19 protein-coding genes are annotated in these 20,849 nt (G+C 71.1%); 9 read left to right on the top strand and 10 right to left on the bottom strand.

The features are described 5' to 3' along the window. Positions 1 to 21 precede the first annotated feature (21 nt). The 7 genes from ACZ55A_RS11860 to ACZ55A_RS11830 form a co-directional block, all read right to left on the bottom strand. Complete coding sequence (locus ACZ55A_RS11860; protein WP_468837760.1) at positions 22 to 309, bottom strand: DUF3099 domain-containing protein; 288 nt, start codon at positions 307 to 309, stop codon at positions 22 to 24. 143 nt (positions 310 to 452) lie between these two features. Next, positions 453 to 740 carry a DUF1416 domain-containing protein gene (locus ACZ55A_RS11855; protein ID WP_468837757.1) on the bottom strand — a complete coding sequence of 96 codons (288 nt, stop codon included), beginning with the start codon at positions 738 to 740 and terminating at the stop codon, positions 453 to 455. Positions 741 to 781: 41 nt separating this feature from the next. Further along, positions 782 to 1,627 (bottom strand): sulfurtransferase, encoded by an 846-nt coding sequence (locus tag ACZ55A_RS11850; protein ID WP_468837754.1) that lies wholly within the window; start codon positions 1,625 to 1,627, stop codon positions 782 to 784. 179 nt (positions 1,628 to 1,806) lie between these two features. Further along, on the bottom strand, positions 1,807 to 1,914 hold the full coding sequence (locus tag ACZ55A_RS11845; protein WP_425356955.1) for a putative leader peptide: 108 nt from the start codon (positions 1,912 to 1,914) through the stop codon (positions 1,807 to 1,809). A 210-nt stretch (positions 1,915 to 2,124) separates the two neighbouring features. Next, positions 2,125 to 2,826, bottom strand: coding sequence for an LmeA family phospholipid-binding protein (locus tag ACZ55A_RS11840; RefSeq protein WP_468837751.1), 702 nt, complete (start codon positions 2,824 to 2,826; stop codon positions 2,125 to 2,127). A gap of 171 nt (positions 2,827 to 2,997) precedes the next feature. Continuing rightward, complete coding sequence (locus ACZ55A_RS11835; protein WP_468837748.1) at positions 2,998 to 4,311, bottom strand: hypothetical protein; 1,314 nt, start codon at positions 4,309 to 4,311, stop codon at positions 2,998 to 3,000. 10 nt (positions 4,312 to 4,321) lie between these two features. Next, entirely contained in the window at positions 4,322 to 4,567 is a 246-nt protein-coding gene (locus tag ACZ55A_RS11830; RefSeq protein ID WP_468837984.1) for a MoaD/ThiS family protein, read from the bottom strand. A 208-nt stretch (positions 4,568 to 4,775) separates the two neighbouring features. Here ACZ55A_RS11830 and ACZ55A_RS11825 point away from each other — a divergent pair, with 208 nt between their 5' ends. From ACZ55A_RS11825 to ACZ55A_RS11795, 7 genes are all read left to right on the top strand, one after another. Beyond that, positions 4,776 to 6,509: an ABC transporter ATP-binding protein gene (locus tag ACZ55A_RS11825; protein WP_468837745.1), complete on the top strand. Its 1,734-nt coding sequence runs from the start codon at positions 4,776 to 4,778 to the stop codon at positions 6,507 to 6,509. A gap of 113 nt (positions 6,510 to 6,622) precedes the next feature. Beyond that, positions 6,623 to 8,515 carry an ABC transporter ATP-binding protein gene (locus tag ACZ55A_RS11820; protein ID WP_468837982.1) on the top strand — a complete coding sequence of 631 codons (1,893 nt, stop codon included), beginning with the start codon at positions 6,623 to 6,625 and terminating at the stop codon, positions 8,513 to 8,515. Between the two features lie 823 nt (positions 8,516 to 9,338). Continuing rightward, positions 9,339 to 10,166: a response regulator transcription factor gene (locus ACZ55A_RS11815; RefSeq protein WP_468837743.1), complete on the top strand. Its 828-nt coding sequence runs from the start codon at positions 9,339 to 9,341 to the stop codon at positions 10,164 to 10,166. Between the two features lie 24 nt (positions 10,167 to 10,190). After that, positions 10,191 to 11,216, top strand: a complete 1,026-nt coding sequence (locus tag ACZ55A_RS11810) for a LacI family DNA-binding transcriptional regulator (RefSeq protein ID WP_468837741.1) — start codon at positions 10,191 to 10,193, stop codon at positions 11,214 to 11,216. A 102-nt stretch (positions 11,217 to 11,318) separates the two neighbouring features. Then, positions 11,319 to 12,365: a S1C family serine protease gene (locus tag ACZ55A_RS11805; RefSeq protein ID WP_468837739.1), complete on the top strand. Its 1,047-nt coding sequence runs from the start codon at positions 11,319 to 11,321 to the stop codon at positions 12,363 to 12,365. Between the two features lie 76 nt (positions 12,366 to 12,441). Further along, the gene (locus ACZ55A_RS11800) at positions 12,442 to 13,176 is read left to right on the top strand and encodes a response regulator transcription factor (RefSeq protein WP_468837736.1); all 735 of its coding nucleotides are present in this window, start codon (positions 12,442 to 12,444) and stop codon (positions 13,174 to 13,176) included. After that, on the top strand, positions 13,173 to 14,633 hold the full coding sequence (locus ACZ55A_RS11795) for a HAMP domain-containing sensor histidine kinase (protein ID WP_468837733.1): 1,461 nt from the start codon (positions 13,173 to 13,175) through the stop codon (positions 14,631 to 14,633). Before ACZ55A_RS11800 ends, ACZ55A_RS11795 begins: the two co-directional genes overlap by 4 nt. 7 nt (positions 14,634 to 14,640) lie before the next feature. Here the strand turns inward: ACZ55A_RS11795 and ACZ55A_RS11790 are convergent, their stop codons facing one another. Then, on the bottom strand, positions 14,641 to 15,999 hold the full coding sequence (locus ACZ55A_RS11790) for an LmeA family phospholipid-binding protein (RefSeq protein ID WP_468837730.1): 1,359 nt from the start codon (positions 15,997 to 15,999) through the stop codon (positions 14,641 to 14,643). Between the two features lie 195 nt (positions 16,000 to 16,194). Between ACZ55A_RS11790 and ACZ55A_RS11785 the strand changes: the two genes are divergently transcribed. Next, positions 16,195 to 17,052, top strand: coding sequence for an NAD(P)H-binding protein (locus ACZ55A_RS11785; protein ID WP_468837727.1), 858 nt, complete (start codon positions 16,195 to 16,197; stop codon positions 17,050 to 17,052). A 105-nt stretch (positions 17,053 to 17,157) separates the two neighbouring features. Here ACZ55A_RS11785 and ACZ55A_RS11780 read toward each other — a convergent pair whose 3' ends face one another. Next, positions 17,158 to 18,975 carry a bifunctional metallophosphatase/5'-nucleotidase gene (locus ACZ55A_RS11780; RefSeq protein WP_468837724.1) on the bottom strand — a complete coding sequence of 606 codons (1,818 nt, stop codon included), beginning with the start codon at positions 18,973 to 18,975 and terminating at the stop codon, positions 17,158 to 17,160. 153 nt (positions 18,976 to 19,128) lie between these two features. Between ACZ55A_RS11780 and mshD the strand changes: the two genes are divergently transcribed. Beyond that, positions 19,129 to 20,067: a mycothiol synthase gene (mshD, locus tag ACZ55A_RS11775; protein WP_468837722.1), complete on the top strand. Its 939-nt coding sequence runs from the start codon at positions 19,129 to 19,131 to the stop codon at positions 20,065 to 20,067. A 70-nt stretch (positions 20,068 to 20,137) separates the two neighbouring features. On the opposite strand, the gene ACZ55A_RS11770 is transcribed toward mshD, so the two are convergent. Then, positions 20,138 to 20,767: a GNAT family N-acetyltransferase gene (locus ACZ55A_RS11770; RefSeq protein ID WP_468837719.1), complete on the bottom strand. Its 630-nt coding sequence runs from the start codon at positions 20,765 to 20,767 to the stop codon at positions 20,138 to 20,140. Positions 20,768 to 20,849: the final 82 nt, after the last annotated feature.

The raw sequence follows: 20,849 nt of genomic DNA, 5'->3' as shown, positions 1-20,849 counted from the left end.
CCGCGGGCCGTTACGGGCGGGCTACCGCGGGTGCTTGTCGTCGCCGCGGTCGTCCAGCTCGCGCCACCAGCGGTCCGACTCGGGGTCGCCGGACTCGTCCCACCAGCGCTCGCCGGGCTCCCGCCGGTTGCCGATGACCGCCGCGACCGGCGGGATGACCATGGCGACCAGGCACATGGCCACCGCGGCCGGTACCGACCACAGCCGCACCACGCCCCAGGCGAGCACGAACAGCACCAGGCACACGCCCATCAGCAGGAAGTACCGGCGATGACGGCGCTCTGCGGGCGACCGGTGGTGCGCGTACATAACTCCACGGTAAGTCCGCGGCGGACGGGAAAGAAGCCGGCCGCGCACGGGGCAGCGCAAGAGGGCCGCACCCCTGCTCAAGGCGTCCAAACCTCTGGGGTGCGGCCCTCCGGCCGTACGGAAGGTACGTACTGGAACCGTCGTCAGACGGCGATGGCGACCTCCGCCAGACCGCCCTTCTCGGCGACGACGGTGCGGTCCGCGGTGCCGCCCGGGACGAGCGCACGCACGGTCCAGGTGCCCTCGGCCGCGTAGAAGCGGAACTGTCCGGTCGCGGAGGTGGGAACCTCGGCGGTGAACTCTCCGGTGCTGTCCAGGAGTCGGACGTAACCGGTGACGGGCTCGCCGTCGCGGGTCACGCTGCCCTGGATCGTGGTCTCACCGGGCTTGATGGTCGAGGCGTCCGGGCCGCCGGCCTGTGCTCCACACATAGCGGTACTTCCTTGAGGGGTTCGGGGGAGAAGCTTCGGGGTTACTTGTTGGCGCCGAGCTCGATCGGGACGCCGACCAGGGAGCCGTACTCGGTCCAGGAGCCGTCGTAGTTCTTGACGTTGGACTGGTCGAGCAGCTCGTGCAGCACGAACCAGGTCAGCGCGGAGCGCTCACCGATGCGGCAGTAGGCGATGGTGTCCTTCGCCAGGTCGACCGACTCCTGCTCGTAGAGGGCCTTGAGCTCCTCGTCCGACTTGAAGGTGCCGTCGTCGTTGGCGTTCTTCGACCACGGGATGTTGCGGGCGCTGGGCACGTGGCCGGGGCGCTGCGACTGCTCCTGCGGCAGGTGCGCCGGGGCGAGCAGCTTGCCGCTGAACTCGTCGGGGGAGCGCACGTCGACGAGGTTGAGGCTGCCGATCGCGGCGACGACGTCGTCACGGAAGGCGCGGATCGAGGTGTCCTGGGCCTTGGCCTTGTAGGCGGTGGCCGGGCGGTTGGGGACCTCGGAGCCGTCGACCAGGTCGCGGGAGTCCAGCTCCCACTTCTTACGGCCGCCGTCGAGCAGCTTGACGCTGTCGTGGCCGTAGAGCTTGAAGTACCAGTAGGCGTAGGAGGCGAACCAGTTGTTGTTGCCGCCGTAGAGGACGACGGTGTCGTCGTTGGCGATGCCCTTGGCCGAGAGCAGCGCCTCGAAGCCCGCCTGGTCGACGAAGTCGCGGCGCACCGGGTCCTGGAGGTCCTTCTTCCAGTCGATGCGGACCGCGTTCTTGATGTGGTTCTTGTCGTAGGCCGAGGTGTCCTCGTCGACCTCGACGATCACGACCTTCGGGTCATCGAGGTGGGCCTCGACCCAGTCGGCGTCTACGAGGACGTCGCTACGGCTCATGTTCTTCTCCTCCGGGGCAGTTGCGGGGGCGGTTGCGGAGTGGCACGCGGGTACGCCGGGTGCGCGCCGGACCGTTTCCGGACGGACCATCACATTCGTACGGGGCGGGCTGGCGCGGTGCGGGACACGCGGAGGCAGGCCTGCGGGGCCGGCCGGTGAGGACGGGGTGCGAAGACCCGTCAGGCAGGGCGACAGAGCATGGCGGCGACGCGGCACAGGTCGACTGCCCGCCGCTTCGTCAGTACCGCCAGTCCCCGTGGACGGAGACGGCTCAATGCGCTCTGCATGGCACCGATCGTAGGGACGCGAAGCCGGGCATGTCACCGGCGTGTCAAATAGCGAGACGTGATTGTCCGTATTACGGGATAGGGAGCGCCGTGCAGCCGTCGGGGGCCGGGCCCGGGGGCGGCCGCGCAGGTGGGGGGTCTGGCGTACGGACCGGGCTGTCTCAGAAAGTGGACGGCGGGCCGGTGGGGCGGCCCGCCGTGGGCGCCCGGTCAGCCGGGGAGCTTGACGTCCTTGCCGGACGCGGAGACCGAGATGCCGTCCGCCAGGGTCGTCACCTTCTCCAGCTTCAGATTGCCGGGCAGCTGGTCCAGCTTCCAGTCGTGGTCGGTCTGTGCGCGCACCCGGGACTCACAGCCCGGCAGCGCCCGGCACATCCCGGGGAGGCCGTCGGCGCGCAGCCGGACGGTGTTGCCGCCCACGATGGTGAGCGAGCCGGTCACGTCCAGCGAGCTGAGCACCGGGACGTTCGGAGAGATCTTGACCTGGCTGCGGCCGTTCTTCTGCCCGCCGTAAGTGATCTTGACGCCGCCGCCGGCCGCCTTGGTCAGGTCCGCGTAGCTGATCCGGGCCTTGCCGGTGGCCGAGGCGGCGCTCTCTATGGACATGTAGTCGCTGGTCAGCCCGACGTCGTGGAACTGCGCCGACAGCCGGTCGATGCGCAGGGTGCGCCCCTCGGCCCGGGCCTCGATGCCCCCGAGCTCGGCGTCCACCTCCTCCAGACTGCGGCCCGCCACCTGGGTCAGGAAGGGGAAGCCCTTGATGGAGACCTCCGGGGCCTTGTCGAGCCCCTGACTGCTGCGGATCTTGTCCGCCGCCTGGTCCTCCACGAGATTCACCGCCACCCGGTCGGCGGCCACGAACAGTCCGCCGCATATGACGAGGATGATCAACAGCACCCGAAGTGCACGCATCGAACCACTTCCCCCACACTGGGCCGGATCCCGGCCTGCTCATCCGTGCAGGCCCCCGGCCTGCGCTTCCGGGACAGACCCTAGAGGACGCCTTCGGCCCAACGGGAGCGGCGGCCGCCCGGGAGCGCACCCGGCGCTCCCCGACGGCCGCCGCGGCGGTCCGTATGCCCGTTAACCCAGCGCCCGCCCCAGGACGTACACCGCGGGCGCGGCCAGGGCCAGCGGGAGGGCCACCCCGGCCGTCATGTGCACGAAGCGGGACGGGTAGTCGTAGCTGGCCACCCGCAGGCCGGTCAGGGCGCAGCCGCCGGCCGCCAGGCCGAGCAGCGCACCGGACGCCCCCAGGCCGGTCAGCTGGCCGGCCCCGATGCCCGCCCCGGCGGCGGCCACCAGGCAGACGCCGATCGAGACGAGGGAGGGCAGCGGCAGCGCCCGGGCGAGGGTGGCCACCGCGACCGCGGCGGCGCCGACCACCACGGCGTGCGGGCTCGCCGCGAGCTGTCCGGCGGCGAGCACCGTCAGCGCGGTCGAGGTCAGCCCGGCGGTCAGCGCGTACATCCGCTCGTCCGCGCTGCTGCGGTTGCGCAGCTGGAGGATGAGCACGAGCAGGCACCACACCCCGAGCGTGCCCAGGCCCACCAGGGGCGCGCTCGCGCGGTCGGTGGCCAGCAGCGCGGCATCGGTGGCCAGTCCGGCCAGGAACGCCAGCGCGATGCCCTGGCGGGCCGGCCACATGCCGTTGAGCCGGAACCAGCCGGCGGCGGTGACCGCCTGGAGCAGCGCCACCGGTACGGCGAGCACCGGGCGGGCCAGCGGCGCGGTCAGCGCCAGCAGCAGGGCGAGCCCGGCGGTCAGCGCGGCCGGCTGGATGCCGGGCGGGATGATCGGCGAACGGCCCTCGGCGCGGGCCCGCTGGTTGGGTGCCATCGGCCGGGTGGGGAGCGACGGGGCGGCGGGCGCCGCGGCGGCGGGTGCGGCCGCGGCGGGCGCCGGCCGGGACTGCGGCTGCCGGCGGGCGTACGGCTCCTCGGCCGGCAGCGCGCCCTGGTGCTGGGCGGGCTGGGGCGGCAGATGGCGGTAGTGCGGGGGCTGCTGCGGCTGTGGGTACTGGGGCTGCGCATGCTGCGGCGGCTGGTGCTGGTGCTGGTGCTGGTGCTGCGGCTGTTGGGGCTGCTGCGGCTGCTGGTGCTGGCCGTACGCGTCGTACCCGTACTGGTCGCGCCCGTACTGGTCGCGCCCGTAAGGGTCCTGACGCGGCTGCTGCGGCTGCTGTGGCGGGTGCGGCTGCCGCTGCTGCGCATAGGGGTCGTACGCCTGCTGCCCGTACGGGTCGCCATGGCCCGTCTGCGGTTCGTACGACGGCTGCCCGGCGTGCCGGCCGTGAGACGCCTGCTGCCCGTAGGCGGGATCCTGCTGCGCATAGGGATCGTGCGGCTGGTGCGGCTGCTGGTGCGGACGGTGGCCGTAGTGCTGGTGGTCGCTCATGATCGGCTGCTCACCCTCCCGCGAACGGCGGCAGTACCTCGACGGTGCCACCCTCGGCCAGCGGCACCGCCGCATGGTCGCGGGTGCCCACCGGATCGCCGTCCACCAGGAACGAGCAGCGCAGCAGAACGCGTGCGAACTCGGGGTTGGCGGCATGTGCCGCGCGTGCCGCGTCCAGTGCCTCGGCGAGCGTCGCCGCCGTATACGGCTCCTCTGCCGTGCCGGCGGCGGCTTTGGCCGCGGCCCAGTAGCGCACGGTGCCAGTTGTTGTCACGGCGGCCTCTTCGTCGTGTCGGTCGGTCGGGGCTGCCCGTGGTGGCGGGCACTCCGTCGTTGCCGCCTCCATGATGGCGCACGCGGCGGCCGATCCGGTTCCGGGCAAGGTCTGGCAAAGGGTCCGGTCCGTCCTGGGCGAACCGGGGAAATTCGATTGCCGAAGGCAAGCGTTCACCTACGCTCATGGGGTGCTGGTCCGACTCGCGCGGGCGCATCTGCGGCCCCACAAGCGCTCCATATCCCTGATCGTGCTGCTCCAGCTGATCCAGACCCTGGCCACCCTCTATCTGCCCACCCTCAACGCCGACATCATCGACAACGGCGTCGTCAAGGGGGACACCGGCTACATCCTCGGCCTCGGCGGTTTCATGATCGCCGTCACGCTGCTCCAGATCGTCTGCGCCATCGGAGCCGTCTACTTCGGCGCCCGTACGGCCATGGCGCTCGGCCGGGACATCCGCGCCGCGGTCTTCGACCGGGTGCAGTCCTTCTCCGCCCGGGAGGTCGGCGCATTCGGCGCGCCCTCCCTGATCACCCGCACCACCAATGACGTCCAGCAGGTCCAGATGCTGGTGCTGATGACGTTCACGATGATGGTCTCCGCGCCGATCATGTGCGTCGGCGGCATCCTCATGGCGCTCAACCAGGACGTACCGCTGTCGGGCCTCCTGCTGGTCATCGTCCCGGTCCTCGGGATCCTCGTCTCACTGATCGTGCGCCGGATGCGCCCGCTCTTCCGCGGGATGCAGGAGCGCGTCGACACCGTCAACCGCGTGCTGCGCGAACAGATCTCCGGTATCCGCGTCATCCGCGCCTTCGTCAGGGACACCCATGAGCGGGAGCGGTTCGCCGGGGCCAACACCGAGCTGTACGACGTGTCGGTACGCGCCGGCCGGCTGATGTCGATGATGTTCCCGCTGGTCATGCTGATCGTGAACCTCTCCAGCGTGGCCGTGGTCTGGTTCGGCGGGCTGCGCATCGACAGCGGCGGGATGGAGATCGGCGCGCTGACCGCGTTCCTCAGCTACCTGATGTACATCCTGATGTCGATCATGATGGCGACGTTCATGGTGATGATGCTGCCGCGCGCCGAGGTCTGCGCCGAGCGCATCCAGGAGGTGCTGACGACGGACTCCAGCGTCGTCCCGCCCGAGAACCCCGTCACCGAGCTGCGCCGCCGCGGCGAACTGGAGCTGCGCAACGTCGAGTTCCGCTTCCCGGGCGCCGAACAGCCGGTCCTCAAGGACATCTCGCTGACCGCCCGCCCTGGCGAGACCACCGCCGTCATCGGCTCCACCGGCAGCGGCAAGTCCACCCTGCTCGGGCTGGTGCCCCGGCTCTTCGACGCGACCGGCGGCCAGGTCCTGGTGGACGGCGAGGACGTACGCACCCTCGACCAGGAGACGCTGGCCCGGGCCATCGGCCTGGTCCCGCAGAAGCCGTACCTCTTCTCCGGGACGGTGGCCACCAACCTCCGTTACGGCAATCCGGACGCCACCGACGACGAGCTCTGGCACGCCCTGGAGACCGCCCAGGCCCGGGAGTTCGTCGAGCGGATGGACGGCGGTCTGGACGCCCCCATCGCCCAGGGCGGCACCAATGTCTCCGGCGGCCAGCGCCAGCGCCTGGCCATCGCCCGGGCACTGGTCCGCAAGCCCGGCATCTACCTCTTCGACGACTCCTTCTCGGCCCTGGACTACGCCACCGACGCCGCCCTGCGCACCGCGCTCGCCCGCGAGACGGACCGCGCCACGGTCGTGATCGTCGCCCAGCGGGTCTCCACCATCCGCGGCGCCGACCGGATCGTCGTCCTGGACGAGGGCCGGGTCGTGGGCTCCGGCACCCACAGCGCACTGATGGCCGACAACGAGACCTACCGGGAGATCGTGCTCTCCCAGCTCACCGAGCAGGAGGCGGCGTGACCACCGCGGACAAGGGGACGGCCGCGCGCGCCGGGACCCCGGCAGCCACCGGGACTACCCCTGGGCAGGCCCCCGGCCGAGGCCCGGCCCCGGCGGTCGGCCCCGCCCGGTTCATGGGCGGCCAGCCCACCGAGAAGTCCATGGACTTCAAGGGCTCCGGCAGACGGCTGCTGGCCCAGATGCGCCCCGAGCGCGCCGGCATGGCGGTGGCGCTGCTGCTGGGCGTGCTCAGCGTGACCCTCACCGTCATCGGCCCCAAGGTGCTCGGCCACGCCACCGACCTGATCATGTCCGGCATCATCGGCCGCCGGCTGCCCGACGGAGTGACCAAGGCCCAGGCCGCGGCCCAGCTGCGCGCCCACGGCCAGGGCGGGCTGGCCGACATGCTCGACGCGATGCCGGTCGTCCCCGGCCAGGGCATCGACTTCGGCGCGGTCGGCACGGTCCTGCTGTGGGCCGCCCTGATCTACGCCGGCGCGTCCCTCTTCGGCTTCGTCCAGGCCCGGATCGCCACCCGCGTCGTCCAGCGCACCGTCTTCCGGATGCGCGAACAGGTCGAGGAGAAGCTGGCCCGGCTGCCGCTGAGCTACTTCGACAAGCAGCAGCGCGGCGAGGTCCTCTCCCGGGCCACCAACGACATCGACAACATCCAGCAGACGCTTCAGCAGACCCTCAGCCAGATCGTCGCCTCGCTGCTGACCATCGTCGGCGTGCTCGTCATGATGTTCTGGATCTCCCCGCTGCTGGCGCTGGTCGCCCTGATCACGGTCCCGGTCTCGGTCGTCGTCGCCACCAAGGTCGGCAAGCGCGCGCAGCCGCAGTTCGTCCAGCAGTGGAAGACCACCGGCAGGCTCAACGCGCACATCGAGGAGATGTACACCGGCCACAGCCTGGTCAAGGTCTTCGGCCGCCAGAAGGAGTCCGCCGAGCTCTTCCGCGAGCAGAACGACGCCCTCTACGCCGCCGGCTTCAAGGCCCAGTTCATCTCCGGGATCATCCAGCCCGCGATGATGTTCATCGGCAACCTCAACTACGTCCTGGTAGCCGTCGTCGGCGGTCTGCGGGTCGCCTCCGGAGCCCTCTCCATCGGTGACGTCCAGGCCTTCATCCAGTACTCCCGCCAGTTCAGCCAGCCGCTGACCCAGGTCGCCTCGATGGCCAACCTCGTCCAGTCCGGCGTCGCCTCCGCCGAGCGGGTCTTCGAACTCCTCGACGCCACGGAGCAGGCCCCCGACGCGGAAGCGCCGGCCCGCCCCGGACAGGTCCGCGGCCATGTCGCGTTCGAGGACGTCTCCTTCTCCTACACCGACGACAAGCCGCTCATCGAGAACCTGTCCCTGGCCGTCCACCCCGGCCAGACCGTCGCCATCGTCGGCCCCACCGGCGCCGGCAAGACCACCCTGGTCAACCTGCTGATGCGGTTCTACGAGGTCAACGGCGGCCGGATCACCCTCGACGGCACCGACATCGCCGCGATGGCCCGCGAGGAGCTGCGCGCCAACATCGGCATGGTCCTCCAGGACACCTGGCTCTTCGGCGGCACGATCGCGGAGAACATCGCCTACGGCGCCCCGGCCGGCACCTCCATGGACAAGATCGTCGCGGCCGCGAAGGCCACCCACGTGGACCGCTTCGTCCGCACCCTCCCCGACGGCTACGACACCGTCATCGACGAGGAGGGCGCCAATGTCTCGGTGGGCGAGAAGCAGCTGATCACCATCGCCCGCGCCTTCCTGGCCGAGCCCGCCATCCTCGTCCTGGACGAGGCCACCAGCTCGGTCGACACCCGCACCGAGGTCCTCATCCAGCACGCCATGGCCCAGCTCCGCACCGGCCGCACCAGCTTCGTCATCGCCCACCGCCTCTCCACGATCCGAGACGCCGACACCATCCTCGTCATGGAGAACGGCTCCCTCGTCGAGCAGGGCACCCACGAGGCGCTCCTGGCGGCGGGCGGGGCGTACGCGCGGCTCTACGCGGCCCAATTCGCCGAGCCGGTGGCTTGACCTCCCACGCTTTTGGCCGTCCCGCCGTGGTGGTGTCTCGCCGTTGCGCCCTTGGCGGGGCATCCCACGTTGTCGGCTGCGGCGCCGTGGTGGTTGTTCGCCGTTGCGCCTGGCGGCGGGCGTGGGTTTGTCGGGTGCGGTGCCGCTCCTCCTGACTTCGTCCTGCGGCGCGGCCCCTCCCGTGGTGGGTGGGAAGAGGCCGGTGGGGGCGGGCGTTGAGGGTCCGGTGGCCGGTTACTGGGTCCCCATAGCGTGCACCGGCCCACTTACGGGCACCCCCACGGTCTTTTTCCTCCCCTCAACGGGAGGGGACGGGCCGGAGGGGCAGGGTGTCCGGACGTAAAGCGAAGCAGTCCGGACACCCTGCCCCGGAGGACCGTCACCGCACCCGACAGCCCCGCGCAGCGGCACCGCCCGCCGCGTGGGGGTACCTCCCACGCCCTTCAGGCAGTGGGGGAGCAACGGCGACAAACCCACACGGCGGGACAGCCGAAAACGTGGGAAGGCCGCCCAAGCGCAGCGCACCGTGACCGAGGGAACACAAGAACGCGCAAAATCGTCCTCCGGTCCGGAGGGCAGGTGAGCTATCCTGCTGAGCAAGAAGGATCCGGGCAGCGTTGCCCCCGGGTCCTTTTGTGCTTTCAGCCACCTTTTCGTGGCTGCGAGGACCGTACGAAGCAGAGCCGCAGACTCCCCCGGCCAAGCCGGGTGGTGCCCCCGTCGCAGGGACCGAGGAGGAACCAGACGTCATGGGCGAGCGAAGCAGGCAGGACCAAGAGCAGAACAGGTTCGAACGCTCCGGAAACCGGGCAGGTGGTCGGAGGTGAGTTCGCTCCTGCTGCTGACCAATGCACTCCAGCCCTCGACGGAGGTGCTGCCGGCGCTCGGCCTGCTGCTGCACAGCGTGCGGGTGGCCCCCGCGGAGGGCCCGGCTCTCATCGACACCCCCGGGGCCGACGTCATACTGATCGACGGCCGCCGTGATCTTCCGCATGTCCGCTCGCTGTGCCAGCTGCTGCGCTCCACCGGGCCCGGCTGTCCGCTGGTCCTGGTGGTCACCGAGGGCGGGCTGGCCGCCGTCACCGCCGACTGGGGCGTCGACGACGTCATGCTGGACACCGCCGGGCCCGCCGAGGTCGAGGCGCGGCTGCGGCTGGCGATGGGCCGCCAGCAGATCACCACCGACGACAGCCCCATGGAGATCCGCAACGGCGATCTCTCGGTGGACGAGGCGACATACAGCGCCAAGCTCAAGGGGCGGGTCCTGGACCTGACCTTCAAGGAGTTCGAGCTGCTGAAGTACCTGGCGCAGCACCCGGGTCGGGTCTTCACCCGCGCCCAGCTCCTCCAGGAGGTCTGGGGCTATGACTACTTCGGCGGTACGCGGACGGTCGATGTGCACGTCCGGCGGCTGCGCGCCAAGCTCGGCCCCGAGCACGAGTCGCTGATCGGCACGGTCCGTAACGTCGGCTACCGCTTCGTGACGCCGGAGAAGGCGGAGAGCAAGGGGAAGGACGACGCCGGGAAGGCGGCGAAGTCCGCCCACAACGGCGAGCCGGTCGAGGGGCCGGGGGCCGGGGACGGTGACGGCTCCGGGAGGGCGGTCGCCGCGGCTTCCGACTCCGCCGGCGCACGGCCTGCCCGCCGGTAGCACCACCCGCGTAGACTGCCGCGCGTGGCCAAGGTGACGCGGGATGATGTGGCGAGACTGGCGGGGACTTCCACCGCCGTTGTCAGTTACGTCATCAACAACGGACCACGGCCGGTTGCCCCGGCCACGCGCGAGCGGGTGCTCGCCGCCATCAAGGAGCTCGGCTACCGGCCGGACCGCGTCGCTCAGGCGATGGCGTCCCGCCGTACCGACCTCATAGGCCTGATCGTGCCGGACACCCGGCAGCCGTTCTTCGCGGAGATGGCGCACGCGGTCGAGCAGGCCGCCGCCGAGCGCGGCAAGATGGTGCTGGTCGGCAACGCCAACTACCTCGACGAGCGCGAGGTGCACTATCTGCGTGCGTTCCTCGGGATGCGGGTCTCCGGGCTGATCCTGATCAGCCAGGGCCCCAGTGAGCACGCCGCCGCCGAGATCGATGCGTGGGATGCGCGCGTGGTGCTGCTGCACCGGCGGCCGGACGCCATCGACGATGTCGCGGTGATGACGGACGATGTGTGGGGCGCGCAGCTGGCGACCCGGCATCTGCTGGAGCACGGCCACCCGTACGTCGCCTTCCTCGGCGGTACGGAGGAGACCCCGAAGTCCGGCGACCCGGTCACCGACCACGTCGAGGGCTGGCGCCGGGCCATGCTGGAGTCCGGGAAGTCGCCGGACGGCCGCTACTTCGAGGCGCCGTACAACCGCTATGACGCCTATCAGGTGGCGCTGAAGCTGCTGGCCGGGCCGGAGCGGCCGCCGGCCATCATGTGCGCGACCGACGACCAGGCGATCGGTGTGCTGCGGGCCGCCCGTGAGCTGCGGATCGATGTGCCCGGTGAGCTGGCGGTTGCGGGCTTCGACGATGTGAAGGAGGCCGCGCTCACCGATCCGCCGTTGACCACCGTGGCCTCGGACCGCGAGGCGATGGCGCGGGCCGCGGTCGATCTGGTGCTGGACGACGGGCTGCGGATCGTCGGCTCCCGGCGGGAGCGGCTGCGGCAGTTCCCGTCGCGGCTGGTCGTCCGGCGCTCGTGCGGCTGCGACGGCTGACGAGCCCGCGCGAGCGGTCTTTATACCGGGCATACCCACTTCTGTCGGGTCTCTCAGGGCGTTCTCAGACGGTTCTCATGGACCGGTCGCATTGTCTTCAGCATGACCGAGAGCTACCGCCGAAGCGGCGATGAGATGCCACAGGACCGGCCGTATGCGTACGGCACCGAGTACGGCGAGCACGGCGGCGGGCAGGCGGTTCCGCCGCCGCCCCCGTACGCGCCGGGCCCCGCCGGGCCCACAGAGCCGCCCGGGGCAGGGCGCCGGGCACGGCGGCCGATCGCGCTGCTCGCGGCGGTGGCGCTGGCCTCCGGTCTCATCGGGGGCGGCAGCGCGGCGCTGATCGCCGGGGCGACCACGCAGAACGGCCAGAACACCGTCTCCACGCCGCTGGTGAACGCGGGGAAGAACAGCGGCAGCGGGGTCTCGGGGGTGGCCAAGGCGGTCAGCCCGGCGATCGTGGAGATCAAGGCGCGGACGGCGGGCGGGGAGTCCACCGGCTCCGGCGTCGTGATCACCAGCGGCGGCGAGATCATCACCAACAACCATGTGGTGGCCGGGGCGGACACCGTGACCGTCACCTTCAGCGACGGCAGCAGGAAGACCGCCAGGGTCGTCGGCACCGACCCCGACAAGGACCTGGCACTGGTCAAGATCCGCGGCGCCAAGGGCCTGACCGCGGCCTCGCTCGGCGACTCCGACAAGCTCGCGGTCGGCGACCAGGTCGTCGCGATCGGCTCACCCGAGGGCCTGACCGGCTCGGTGACCAGCGGCATCATCTCCGCCCTCAACCGGGACGTCACCGTGCCCAAGGAGGACGGCGGACGGCAGCAGCGCGGCCAGGGCGACGGCGGCTGGCCGTTCGAGTTCGGCGGCAACGAGTACAACGGCGACACCGGCGCGTCCAAGACCTCGTACAAGGCCCTTCAGACCGACGCCTCGCTCAACCCCGGCAACTCCGGCGGCGCGCTGATCAATATGCAGGGCCAGATCATCGGCATCAACTCCGCGATGTACTCACCGAGTTCGGCGACCAGCAGCACGGCCGGCAGCGTCGGCCTGGGCTTCGCCATCCCGATCAACACCGTCAAGGCCGACCTCGACGCGCTGCGCGGCGGCGGGAGCGGCGGCGGCAACCGCGGCGTCTGATTCCCCGCGCCCCCGCCGCCGTGCAAGGCTGAAGAGCAGCCGACCGTTCCGTATCCGCACCGAGGTAACCACGCACATGAGCCCCGCCGAGCACGGTGATCAGCCCGCCCGCATCCTGATCGTCGACGACGAGCCCGCGGTCCGTGAGGCGCTGCAACGCTCGCTCGCCTTCGAGGGGTACCGCACCGAGCAGGCGGTCGACGGGCTGGACGCGGTCGAGAAGGTCGCGGCCCATGATCCCGAACTGATCGTGCTGGACGTGCTGATGCCCCGCATGGACGGGCTGACCGCCGCCCGCCGGCTGCGGGCGAGCGGGGTGACCGTACCGATCCTGATGCTGACCGCCCGGGACACCGTCGGCGACCGCGTCACCGGGCTGGACGCCGGCGCCGACGACTACCTCGTCAAGCCCTTCGAGCTGGACGAGCTGCTGGCCCGGATCCGGGCGCTGCTGCGCCGCAGTTCGTACGCGGCGGCCGGGGCGCAGCCCGCCGAGGGCGAGACGCTGAGCTTCGCCGATCTGCGGATGGACCTGTCGACCCGCGAGGTGACCCGGGGCGGCCGGCGGGTCGAGCTGACCCGGACCGAGTTCACCCTGCTGGAGATGTTCCTCGCGCATCCGCGGCAGGTCCTCACCCGTGAGCAGATCCTGAAGGCGGTCTGGGGCTTCGACTTCGAGCCCACCTCCAACTCGCTCGATGTGTATGTGATGTATCTGCGCCGCAAGACCGAGGCGGGCGGCGAGCCGCGGCTGGTGCACACGGTGCGCGGGGTCGGCTATGTGCTGCGGGCGGACGGCGGGGCGGAATGAGCGCACGTCGACCCGGCCCCATGACCCGGTTCCGGCAGCTGCCGCTGCGCTCGCGGCTGGCGATGCTCACCGCGGTGGCGGTGGCCTTCGCGGTGGCCCTCTCGGCCGCCGCCTGCTGGCTGATCACCCGCGACCGGCTGACCGAACAGCTCGATGCGCAGCTCAGCAGCGTCGAGGTGCCCACCAGCTACGTCCAGGCGCTCAGCGCGTACTGCGTCAACCCGGACGGGGTGCACTTCCAGCCCACGCCGTACACCATCCAGCTGGTGTCGGCGGGCGGCTATGTCTGCACCTCGCCGGAGAAGTCCCCGATCCCCGCGCAGCGGATGGACGCGGCGGTGGCCCAGGGGCGGGTGGACAGCACGGTGCACACCACCAGGGCCCAGGACGGGGCCGAGATGCGGGTGTGGACCAAGCCGTACGGCGGTCCGCTCACCGACTCCGGGGGCAATCGGCTGGCGATCTCGGTGGCGGTGCCCATGAAGCAGGTCACCGACCCGCTCAACCAGCTCGCGCTGGTGCTGCTGATCGTCGCCGGGGTCGGGGTGCTGGGCGCGGCGACCGCCGGCGGGTGGGTGGCCCGGGCCGGCCTCAAGCCCGTCGACCGCCTCACCGATGCCGTCGAGCATGTCGCCCGCACCCAGGACCTGACCATCCGGATCCCGGCGGACGGTGAGGACGAGATCGCCCGGCTGTCGCGTTCCTTCAACGCGATGACCGCGGCGCTGGCGGCCTCCCGCGATCTCCAGCAGCAGCTGATCGCGGACGCCGGTCATGAGCTGCGGACGCCGCTGACCTCGCTGCGGACCAATATCGATCTGCTGGTGCGCAGCGAGCAGTCCGGCCGCCCGATCCCGGCGGCCGACAAGGAGGCGCTGCTGGTGTCGGTGAAGGCGCAGATGGGGGAGCTGGCGGCGCTGATCGGCGATCTCCAGGAGCTGTCGCGGGTGCCGGAGCCCGGGCACGGTGCCGTCGAGGTCGTGGCGCTGCACGAGATCGTCGGCTCGGCGCTGGAGCGGGCCCGGCTGCGCGGTCCTTCGCTGACCTTCGCCGCCGATATCGCCCCCTGGTACGTACGGGCCGAGCCGGCCGGGATGGAGCGGGCGGTGGTCAATCTGCTGGACAACGCGGTGAAGTTCAGCCCGGCCGGCGGCATCGTCGAGGTCCGGCTGGCGGGCGGCGAGCTGACCGTACGCGATCACGGGCCCGGCATTCCGCAGGACGAACTGCCGCATGTCTTCGAGCGGTTCTGGCGCTCGCCGTCCGCCCGCAGCCTGCCGGGCAGCGGGCTGGGCCTGTCGATCGTGGCGCGGACGGCGGAGCAGGCGGGCGGCGCGGTGCGGCTGCGGTCCGCGGACCTCGGTGGCACCGAGGCGGTGCTGACCCTGCCGGGCGCGCCGACCCCGCCGCCGCGGCTGCCCGAGGAGCCGCCGGCGCGGCCGGACCAGCGCGGCTGAGGCGGCGTTACTTCTTCTTCGCCGCGTCCCCGACCGGCAGCTCCGACCCCGCCAGCTCGGCGCGGATGCCGTCCCGCTCGACGGAGATATGGCGCAGCCGGATGTCGCCGGGCGTCTTGGGGAGCTGGAAGGACAGCGACAGCCGGTCCGCGAGCTGTGGCTTGGTCAGCCCGCTCAGCGTGCCGAGGATCTTCGGGTCGATGCCGACCTTCTCCAGCAGCCACGGGTGGTCCATCACCACGTCGACGAGGTTGACCTTCATCAGCTGGTGGACGAAGCGCGGTGAGCCGGTCAGCTGGTGCAGGGTGTTGTCGCTGTGCAGCGCCTGCTCGATGTACGGCTTGGGGATGCCGATCCGGTCGGCGATCGCCGGGATGCTCAGCATCGCCTTGACCTTGGCGGCCTCCCGGCTGAGCTGGGCGGCCGCCTTGCGGGTCAGCCGCAGGCCCTCCTCCTTGCCGGTGCCGGGGCGGTAGACGGCGACATCGCCGATGTCCAGGCGCATCCGGCTGATCTCGGTGGAGATGCCGCGGTCGCCGGCGCGCTGGATGCGCGCCTCGGCCTGGACCCGCAATTCATGGCCGGCGATGGGAAGTTGTCCGACCGCCCGGACCGAGTTCGGGCCCAGCTCGCTGAACTTCACCTGCGAGGCGCCCAGTTCGCGGTTCATGTCGTCGAAGGCGAGCAGGACCGTGCCGTGCATCCCGCCGATCGTGGCGCCCTTGATGGAGCTGGGCAGATCGCCGTCGAGGCGGATGTCGTTCGCGGTCGCCTCGAACTTCGCCAGTGAGATCCGGTCGGCGGCCACGTCGGGGATGGAGACGTGCACCTGGTCGACGCGCTTGTTCAGGACCTGGGTGAGGAACGGGAAGCCCTGGATGTCGACTTCCGGGGTGGCGTTGAGATGCAGCGAATCCCGCAGCTTCTCCGCGGTCTTGTCCTGCGCGTAGAGCACCGCGTAACGGTCGAAGAGGGCGAGGAAAGCGGTGCAGACCAGGACCGCCACCAGCAGCTTCAGCGTGATCGGGACGGCCGCGAAGCGGCTGACGCCGCGCTTGGCCCGGCGGTGGTTCGGTCGCTTCCAGGTCTCGTCCTCGTCATCGGCGCGCAGTCCGAGGCCCAGCGGATCGTCGCTGTCGTCACGCTCGTTGAGGTAGCTGCGCCGCCGGGTGGGCCCGGGGACGTCGTACGAGCCGTACTCCGGCTCGGGTTCGGCGAGGGCCGCCAGATCCGCGTACGGATTGACCGGGGAGAGCGTTCTGGTGTCGCCGGTGGTGTCGTCCTCGGTGCCCGGGGCAGGGGTGTGGGAGGCGGGGCGGCCGGTGGCCGAGGGCGACGGTGAAGATATGCGTATGGGGGTTCGCATCCACTCATCCCACCATGAGTACGACCCTTGAACGCAACTCCTACCACCGGTATGTCGGGTACATGACGGTTGTCCGGTCGCTCTTGGTGAAAAAATTGTCACCAGCGGAGGGCGAACTGAACTACCGTCACCTCTCTTGCCATACCGGCTGCAACGACCGGCAGCCGGTCATCGTCTTTCTTGTGAGGTGGCCCCATGATCGTGGTAACCGGAGCAACCGGCAACATCGGCCGCAGTCTTGTCGACCGGCTCCTTGCCGAAGGCGCCGCGGTACGCGCGCTGACGCGTGATCCGGCGCGCGCCGCGCTGCCGGCCGGCGCCGAGGTGGTACGCGCCGACCTCGCCGGAGGCGAGGACTTTTTGCCGCTGTTGGCCGGCGCCGAGGCGCTCTTCCTCAACCTCGCGGCGGGCGGCGACCGGGCCGCGGCCGGGCTGATCGACGCCGCCGTACGGGCCGGTGTCCGCCGTATCGTCCTCAACTCCTCGGTCGCGGTGACCGATACGCCGGCCGACGAGTCGAACCTCATCGCCCGGATGCATGCCGCCCTGGAGCGCGCGGTGCGCGACTCCGGACTGGAGTGGACCTTCGTCCGCGGCGCCAACTACGCCACCAACACGCTGGCCTGGGCCGCGTCGATCCGCGCGACCGGTGTGGTCCGCGATGCCCACCCCGGTGCCCAGGGCGTCCCCGTCCACGAGGCCGACCTCGCGGATGTCGCGGCGGTCGCCCTGCTGGACCGCACCGGCGCCCACCAGGGCCAGGCCTATGTCGTCACCGGCCCCGAGACCCTGACCGTCGCCCAGCAGGTCGCCGAGATCGGCCGCGCGACCGGCCGCGAGACCCGGGTCGAGCAGATCACCGAGGAGGCGGCCGCCGAGGCGATGTCCGGGCCGCACCTCCCCAAGGAGGCCGCGCTGGAACTGGTCCGGATGTTCGGCAAGATGGTCGACGCCCCGCCGTTCCCGGTCTCCGACGCCGTCGAACGGGTCACCGGCCACCCGGCCCGGACGTTCGCCCAGTGGGCCAGGGATCACGCCGCCGACTTCTCCTGACCGGCATGACGACGGGGGCTTCCTCTCTGCTGCCGGGGCCGAGTGTGGCGCTCCGGCCGGAGCAACGAGAGGAAGCCCCCGTGCGCTACCGCGGGGCGGTGCGGACTACTTCACGATCGTGATGCGGTCCGCCTTCGGCGGGGTGAGGGGCTTCTCCGCCGAGGAGTGGGCGGTCAGATAGCCGGTGAAGGCATCCAGGTCGGAGGGGCCGACGTACTTGTTCTTGGCGCCCTTGAAGGCGGGGAAGCCGTCGCCGCCGCCGGCCAGGAACTCGTTCATCGCCACGCGGTAGGTCTTGTCCGGGTCGAGGGCGGCGCCGTCCAGCTTGACCGAGTCCTTGACCACGCGGTCGGCACCCGACTTGGTCATGTCGAGGGTGTAGGTGAGGCCCCTGGAGACCTGGAGGATCTTCGGGGAGGCCTCGTTGGGCCCGCTGACCTGCTGCTGAAGGGCGGTCAGCAGCTGGGCGCCGGTGAGGTCGACCACGTTCATCATGTTGGTGAACGGCTGGACGGTGAACGCCTCGCCGTAGGTGACCACCCCGTCGCCCTCCGGGCCGGACGCCTTGAAGGCGAGGTCGGAGCGGATGCCGCCGGGGTTCATCAGGGCGAGCTGGGCGCCGCCCTTGTCGGCCGCCTTGGTGGCTTCCAGCTGGGCGTCGGCGATGACATCGCCGAGCGGGGACTCGGGCGTCCCGGCGCCGCGGCCCTCGATGTCCGCGGCGATATGGCCGACGGGACGGTTCGCGACCGGCGCGGCGAGCTTGTTCCAGTGGGTGATCAGGGAGGTCATGTCCGCGGCCTTGGGCTGACCGCGGTCCACGACGTGGTTGACCGCGCCGGGCGCCTTGATGCTGGTGCGCACGATGTCGTGGGTGCGGCGGTCGTACGTCAGCGTGGTGTCGGTGTAGAGCTTGCCGTAGGACGCCGCGGAGGTGACCGTGCGGGGCCGGCCGGACGGGTCCGGGACGGTGCAGGCGTAGGCCTGGTGGGTGTGGCCGGTGACCAGGGCGTCCACCCGGGGCGTCACATGCTTGGCGATCTCGGTGATCGGGCCGGAGATGCCGTCGCCCGGGCCGGGGCTGTCGCAGTTGTAGTTGTACGAGGTGGAGGCGGGCAGACCGCCCTCGTGGATGAGCGCGACGATCGCCTTCACGCCCTGCTTGTTGAGCACCTTGGCGTACTTGTTGATCGTCTCGACCTCGTCGTGGAACTTCAGGCCCTTGATGCCGTCGGCGTTGACGATGTCGGGGGTGCCCTCCAGGGTCACCCCGATGAAGCCGATCTTGACGCCCTTGTGCCGCCAGACGGTGTACGGCGCCAGCAGCGGCTTGCCGGTCTTGTCGTCGGTGACGTTCGCGGTGAGGTAGGGGAAGCCGGCGCCCCGGAACTTCCTGCCGTCCTCGTAGCAGCCGTCCTTCGGGTGGCAGCCGCCCTTCTGGAGACGGGTCAACTCGGCGCGGCCCTCGTCGAATTCATGGTTGCCGACGGAGGTGACGTCCAGGCCGAGCTTGTTCATGGCCTCGATGGTCGGTTCGTCGTGGAACAGACCGGACAGCAGCGGGCTTGCGCCGACCAGGTCACCGGCCGCGGCGGTGACCGAGTAGGGGTGGCCCTTGCGGGCGGTGCGCAGGGACTGCGCCAGGTACTCGACGCCACCGGCCGGTACGGCCTTCTTCGTGCCGTCGGGCTGCCGCTCCTCGACCGTGCCGGAGGAGCCCTGCGGCGGTTCGAGGTTGCCGTGGAAGTCGTTGAAGGAGAGCAGCTGTACGTCGACGGTGCCCCCGCTGCGGTCCGCGTGGCCGCTGTCGGCGCCGGCCGGCAGGGCGCTGCCCGCGGTGGCGGCCCCCACGGCGGCGGCCAGTACGGCGGCCCCGATCGTCAATCTGCTTACCGTACGGCGCCGTTGCGGTGTCGCTGGCATGTGTTCCCCTCCCGGATGATCTGAGCGGACCGCAGCATATTGTCGACGCGCGTAGCGCAACAGGGGGGCACGGGTTACGGCCTGGTTGCCGGGGAGCGGCGGGAGTGCGGGTGGCGGCCCTGCCGGGCCCCGGGGGAGTCGTACGCTTCAGACATGACTGACGCTGCACAGGAGAAGGGCCGGACCGGCCGCAGGGTCCAGGTGGTGGACGAGCTCGCGCCGGAAGCGGCCGCGGCCGTCCTCGCGCTGATCGAGCGGGCGGCACGCACCGACGGGCAGCCCGCCGTGTCCGAGCAGGGACGGCTCCAGCTGCGCGGAGGCCGCCGGGAGGGCGTACGCCATGTGCTGGTGTACGCGAGCGCGGACGACGTCGAGGAGCTGGTCGGGTACGGGCAGCTGGAGGACACCGACCCGGTCGAGGCGCCGGCCGCCGAACTGGTGGTGCACCCCGGCTTCCGCGGCCGCGGGCACGGCCGGGCACTGGGCAGCGAGCTGATGGAGCAGTCAGGGCGCCGGGTGCGGGTCTGGGCCCACGGCGGGCACCCGTCCGCCCGGCACCTTGCCCAGACCCTGGGGCTGACGATGTTCCGGGAACTGCGGCAGATGCGGCGCTCGCTGGCGGATCTGGAGCTGCCCGAACCGGTGCTCCCCGAGGGGGTCACCGTACGGACCTTCCAGCCGGGCACCGATGACGCGGCCTGGCTGGAGGTGAACGCGGAGGCGTTCGCGCACCACCCGGAGCAGGGCTCGCTGACCCAGCGCGACCTGGACGACCGCAAGGGCGAGGCGTGGTTCGACCCGAAGGGCTTCTTCCTGGCGGAGCGGGGCGGCCGGCTGGTCGGGTTCCACTGGACGAAGGTGCATGCCGAGGAGGGCCTGGGCGAGGTCTATGTGCTCGGGGTGCGGCCGGGCGCCCAGGGCGGCGGCCTGGGCAAGGCGCTGACCTCGATCGGGCTGCGGCATCTGGCGGGGCAGGGGCTGCCGACCGCGATGCTGTACGTCGATGCGGACAATGTGGCGGCGGTGACCGTGTACGAGCGGCTGGGGTTCGTCACGCACGAGACGGATCTGATGTACCGCTCGGAGACCTGAGCGCCGTGGCGCAGCTACGGCGAGCGGGGCGGACCACCGGCGGTCCGCCCCGCTCGCCGTATGACGGCCGCTACCGGCCCTGCTCTCGCGGTTCCTGCTCGCGCTGCCCCTGCTGCGCGCGCCATTCGCGCGCCAGCATCGCGTAGACGACCTCGTCGGTCCACTCCCCGTCGAGGAACTCGTTCTCCTTCAGATGTCCCTCGCGGCGCATCCCCAGCCGTTCGAGGAGCTGGGCCGAGGCGGTGTTGCGGCCGTCCAACTCGGCCTGGATGCGGTGCAGGTGAAGCTCCTCGAAGCCCAGCTTGAGCAGGGCGCGGCTCGCCTCGGTGGCGTAGCCCTGCCCGGCGTGGGCCGGGTTGAAGACATAGCCGATGCCGCCCTGGCGGTGCTCGCGGCTGGTCCAGACGAATGTGACGTCGCCGACCAGCGTGCCGGTCTCGCGGACGACCACGGCGAGCTGGAGCACGTCGCCGGACGCGCGCAGCGTCGTACGGGCGGACTTGGCGGCGACGGAGGTCCGGGAGCCTTCCTCGTCGAGGGGGCCCCAGTAGAGGTAGCGGCAGACCTCGGGAAGCCGTTGGTAGGCGTATATCGCGGCGAAGTCGTCGTCGGTGACCGGGCGCAGATCCAGCCGCGCGGTGCGTATCGGGTAGTCGGGGGTGTACGGCGTCGGCGCAACGTGTGTGGAAGGTGTGGGCACGGAGCCAGCGTAGGCAGGACAGTTGACAGGCGCAGCTCACTTCCCCCACCATTCCACTACTTAATTAGTGGAATGAGTCGGT

Source organism: Streptomyces sp. NPDC034111, from assembly GCF_055575375.1.
The sequence above is the reverse complement of the archived record's forward strand: the minus strand, read 5'-3'. Positions and strand labels throughout refer to the sequence as shown.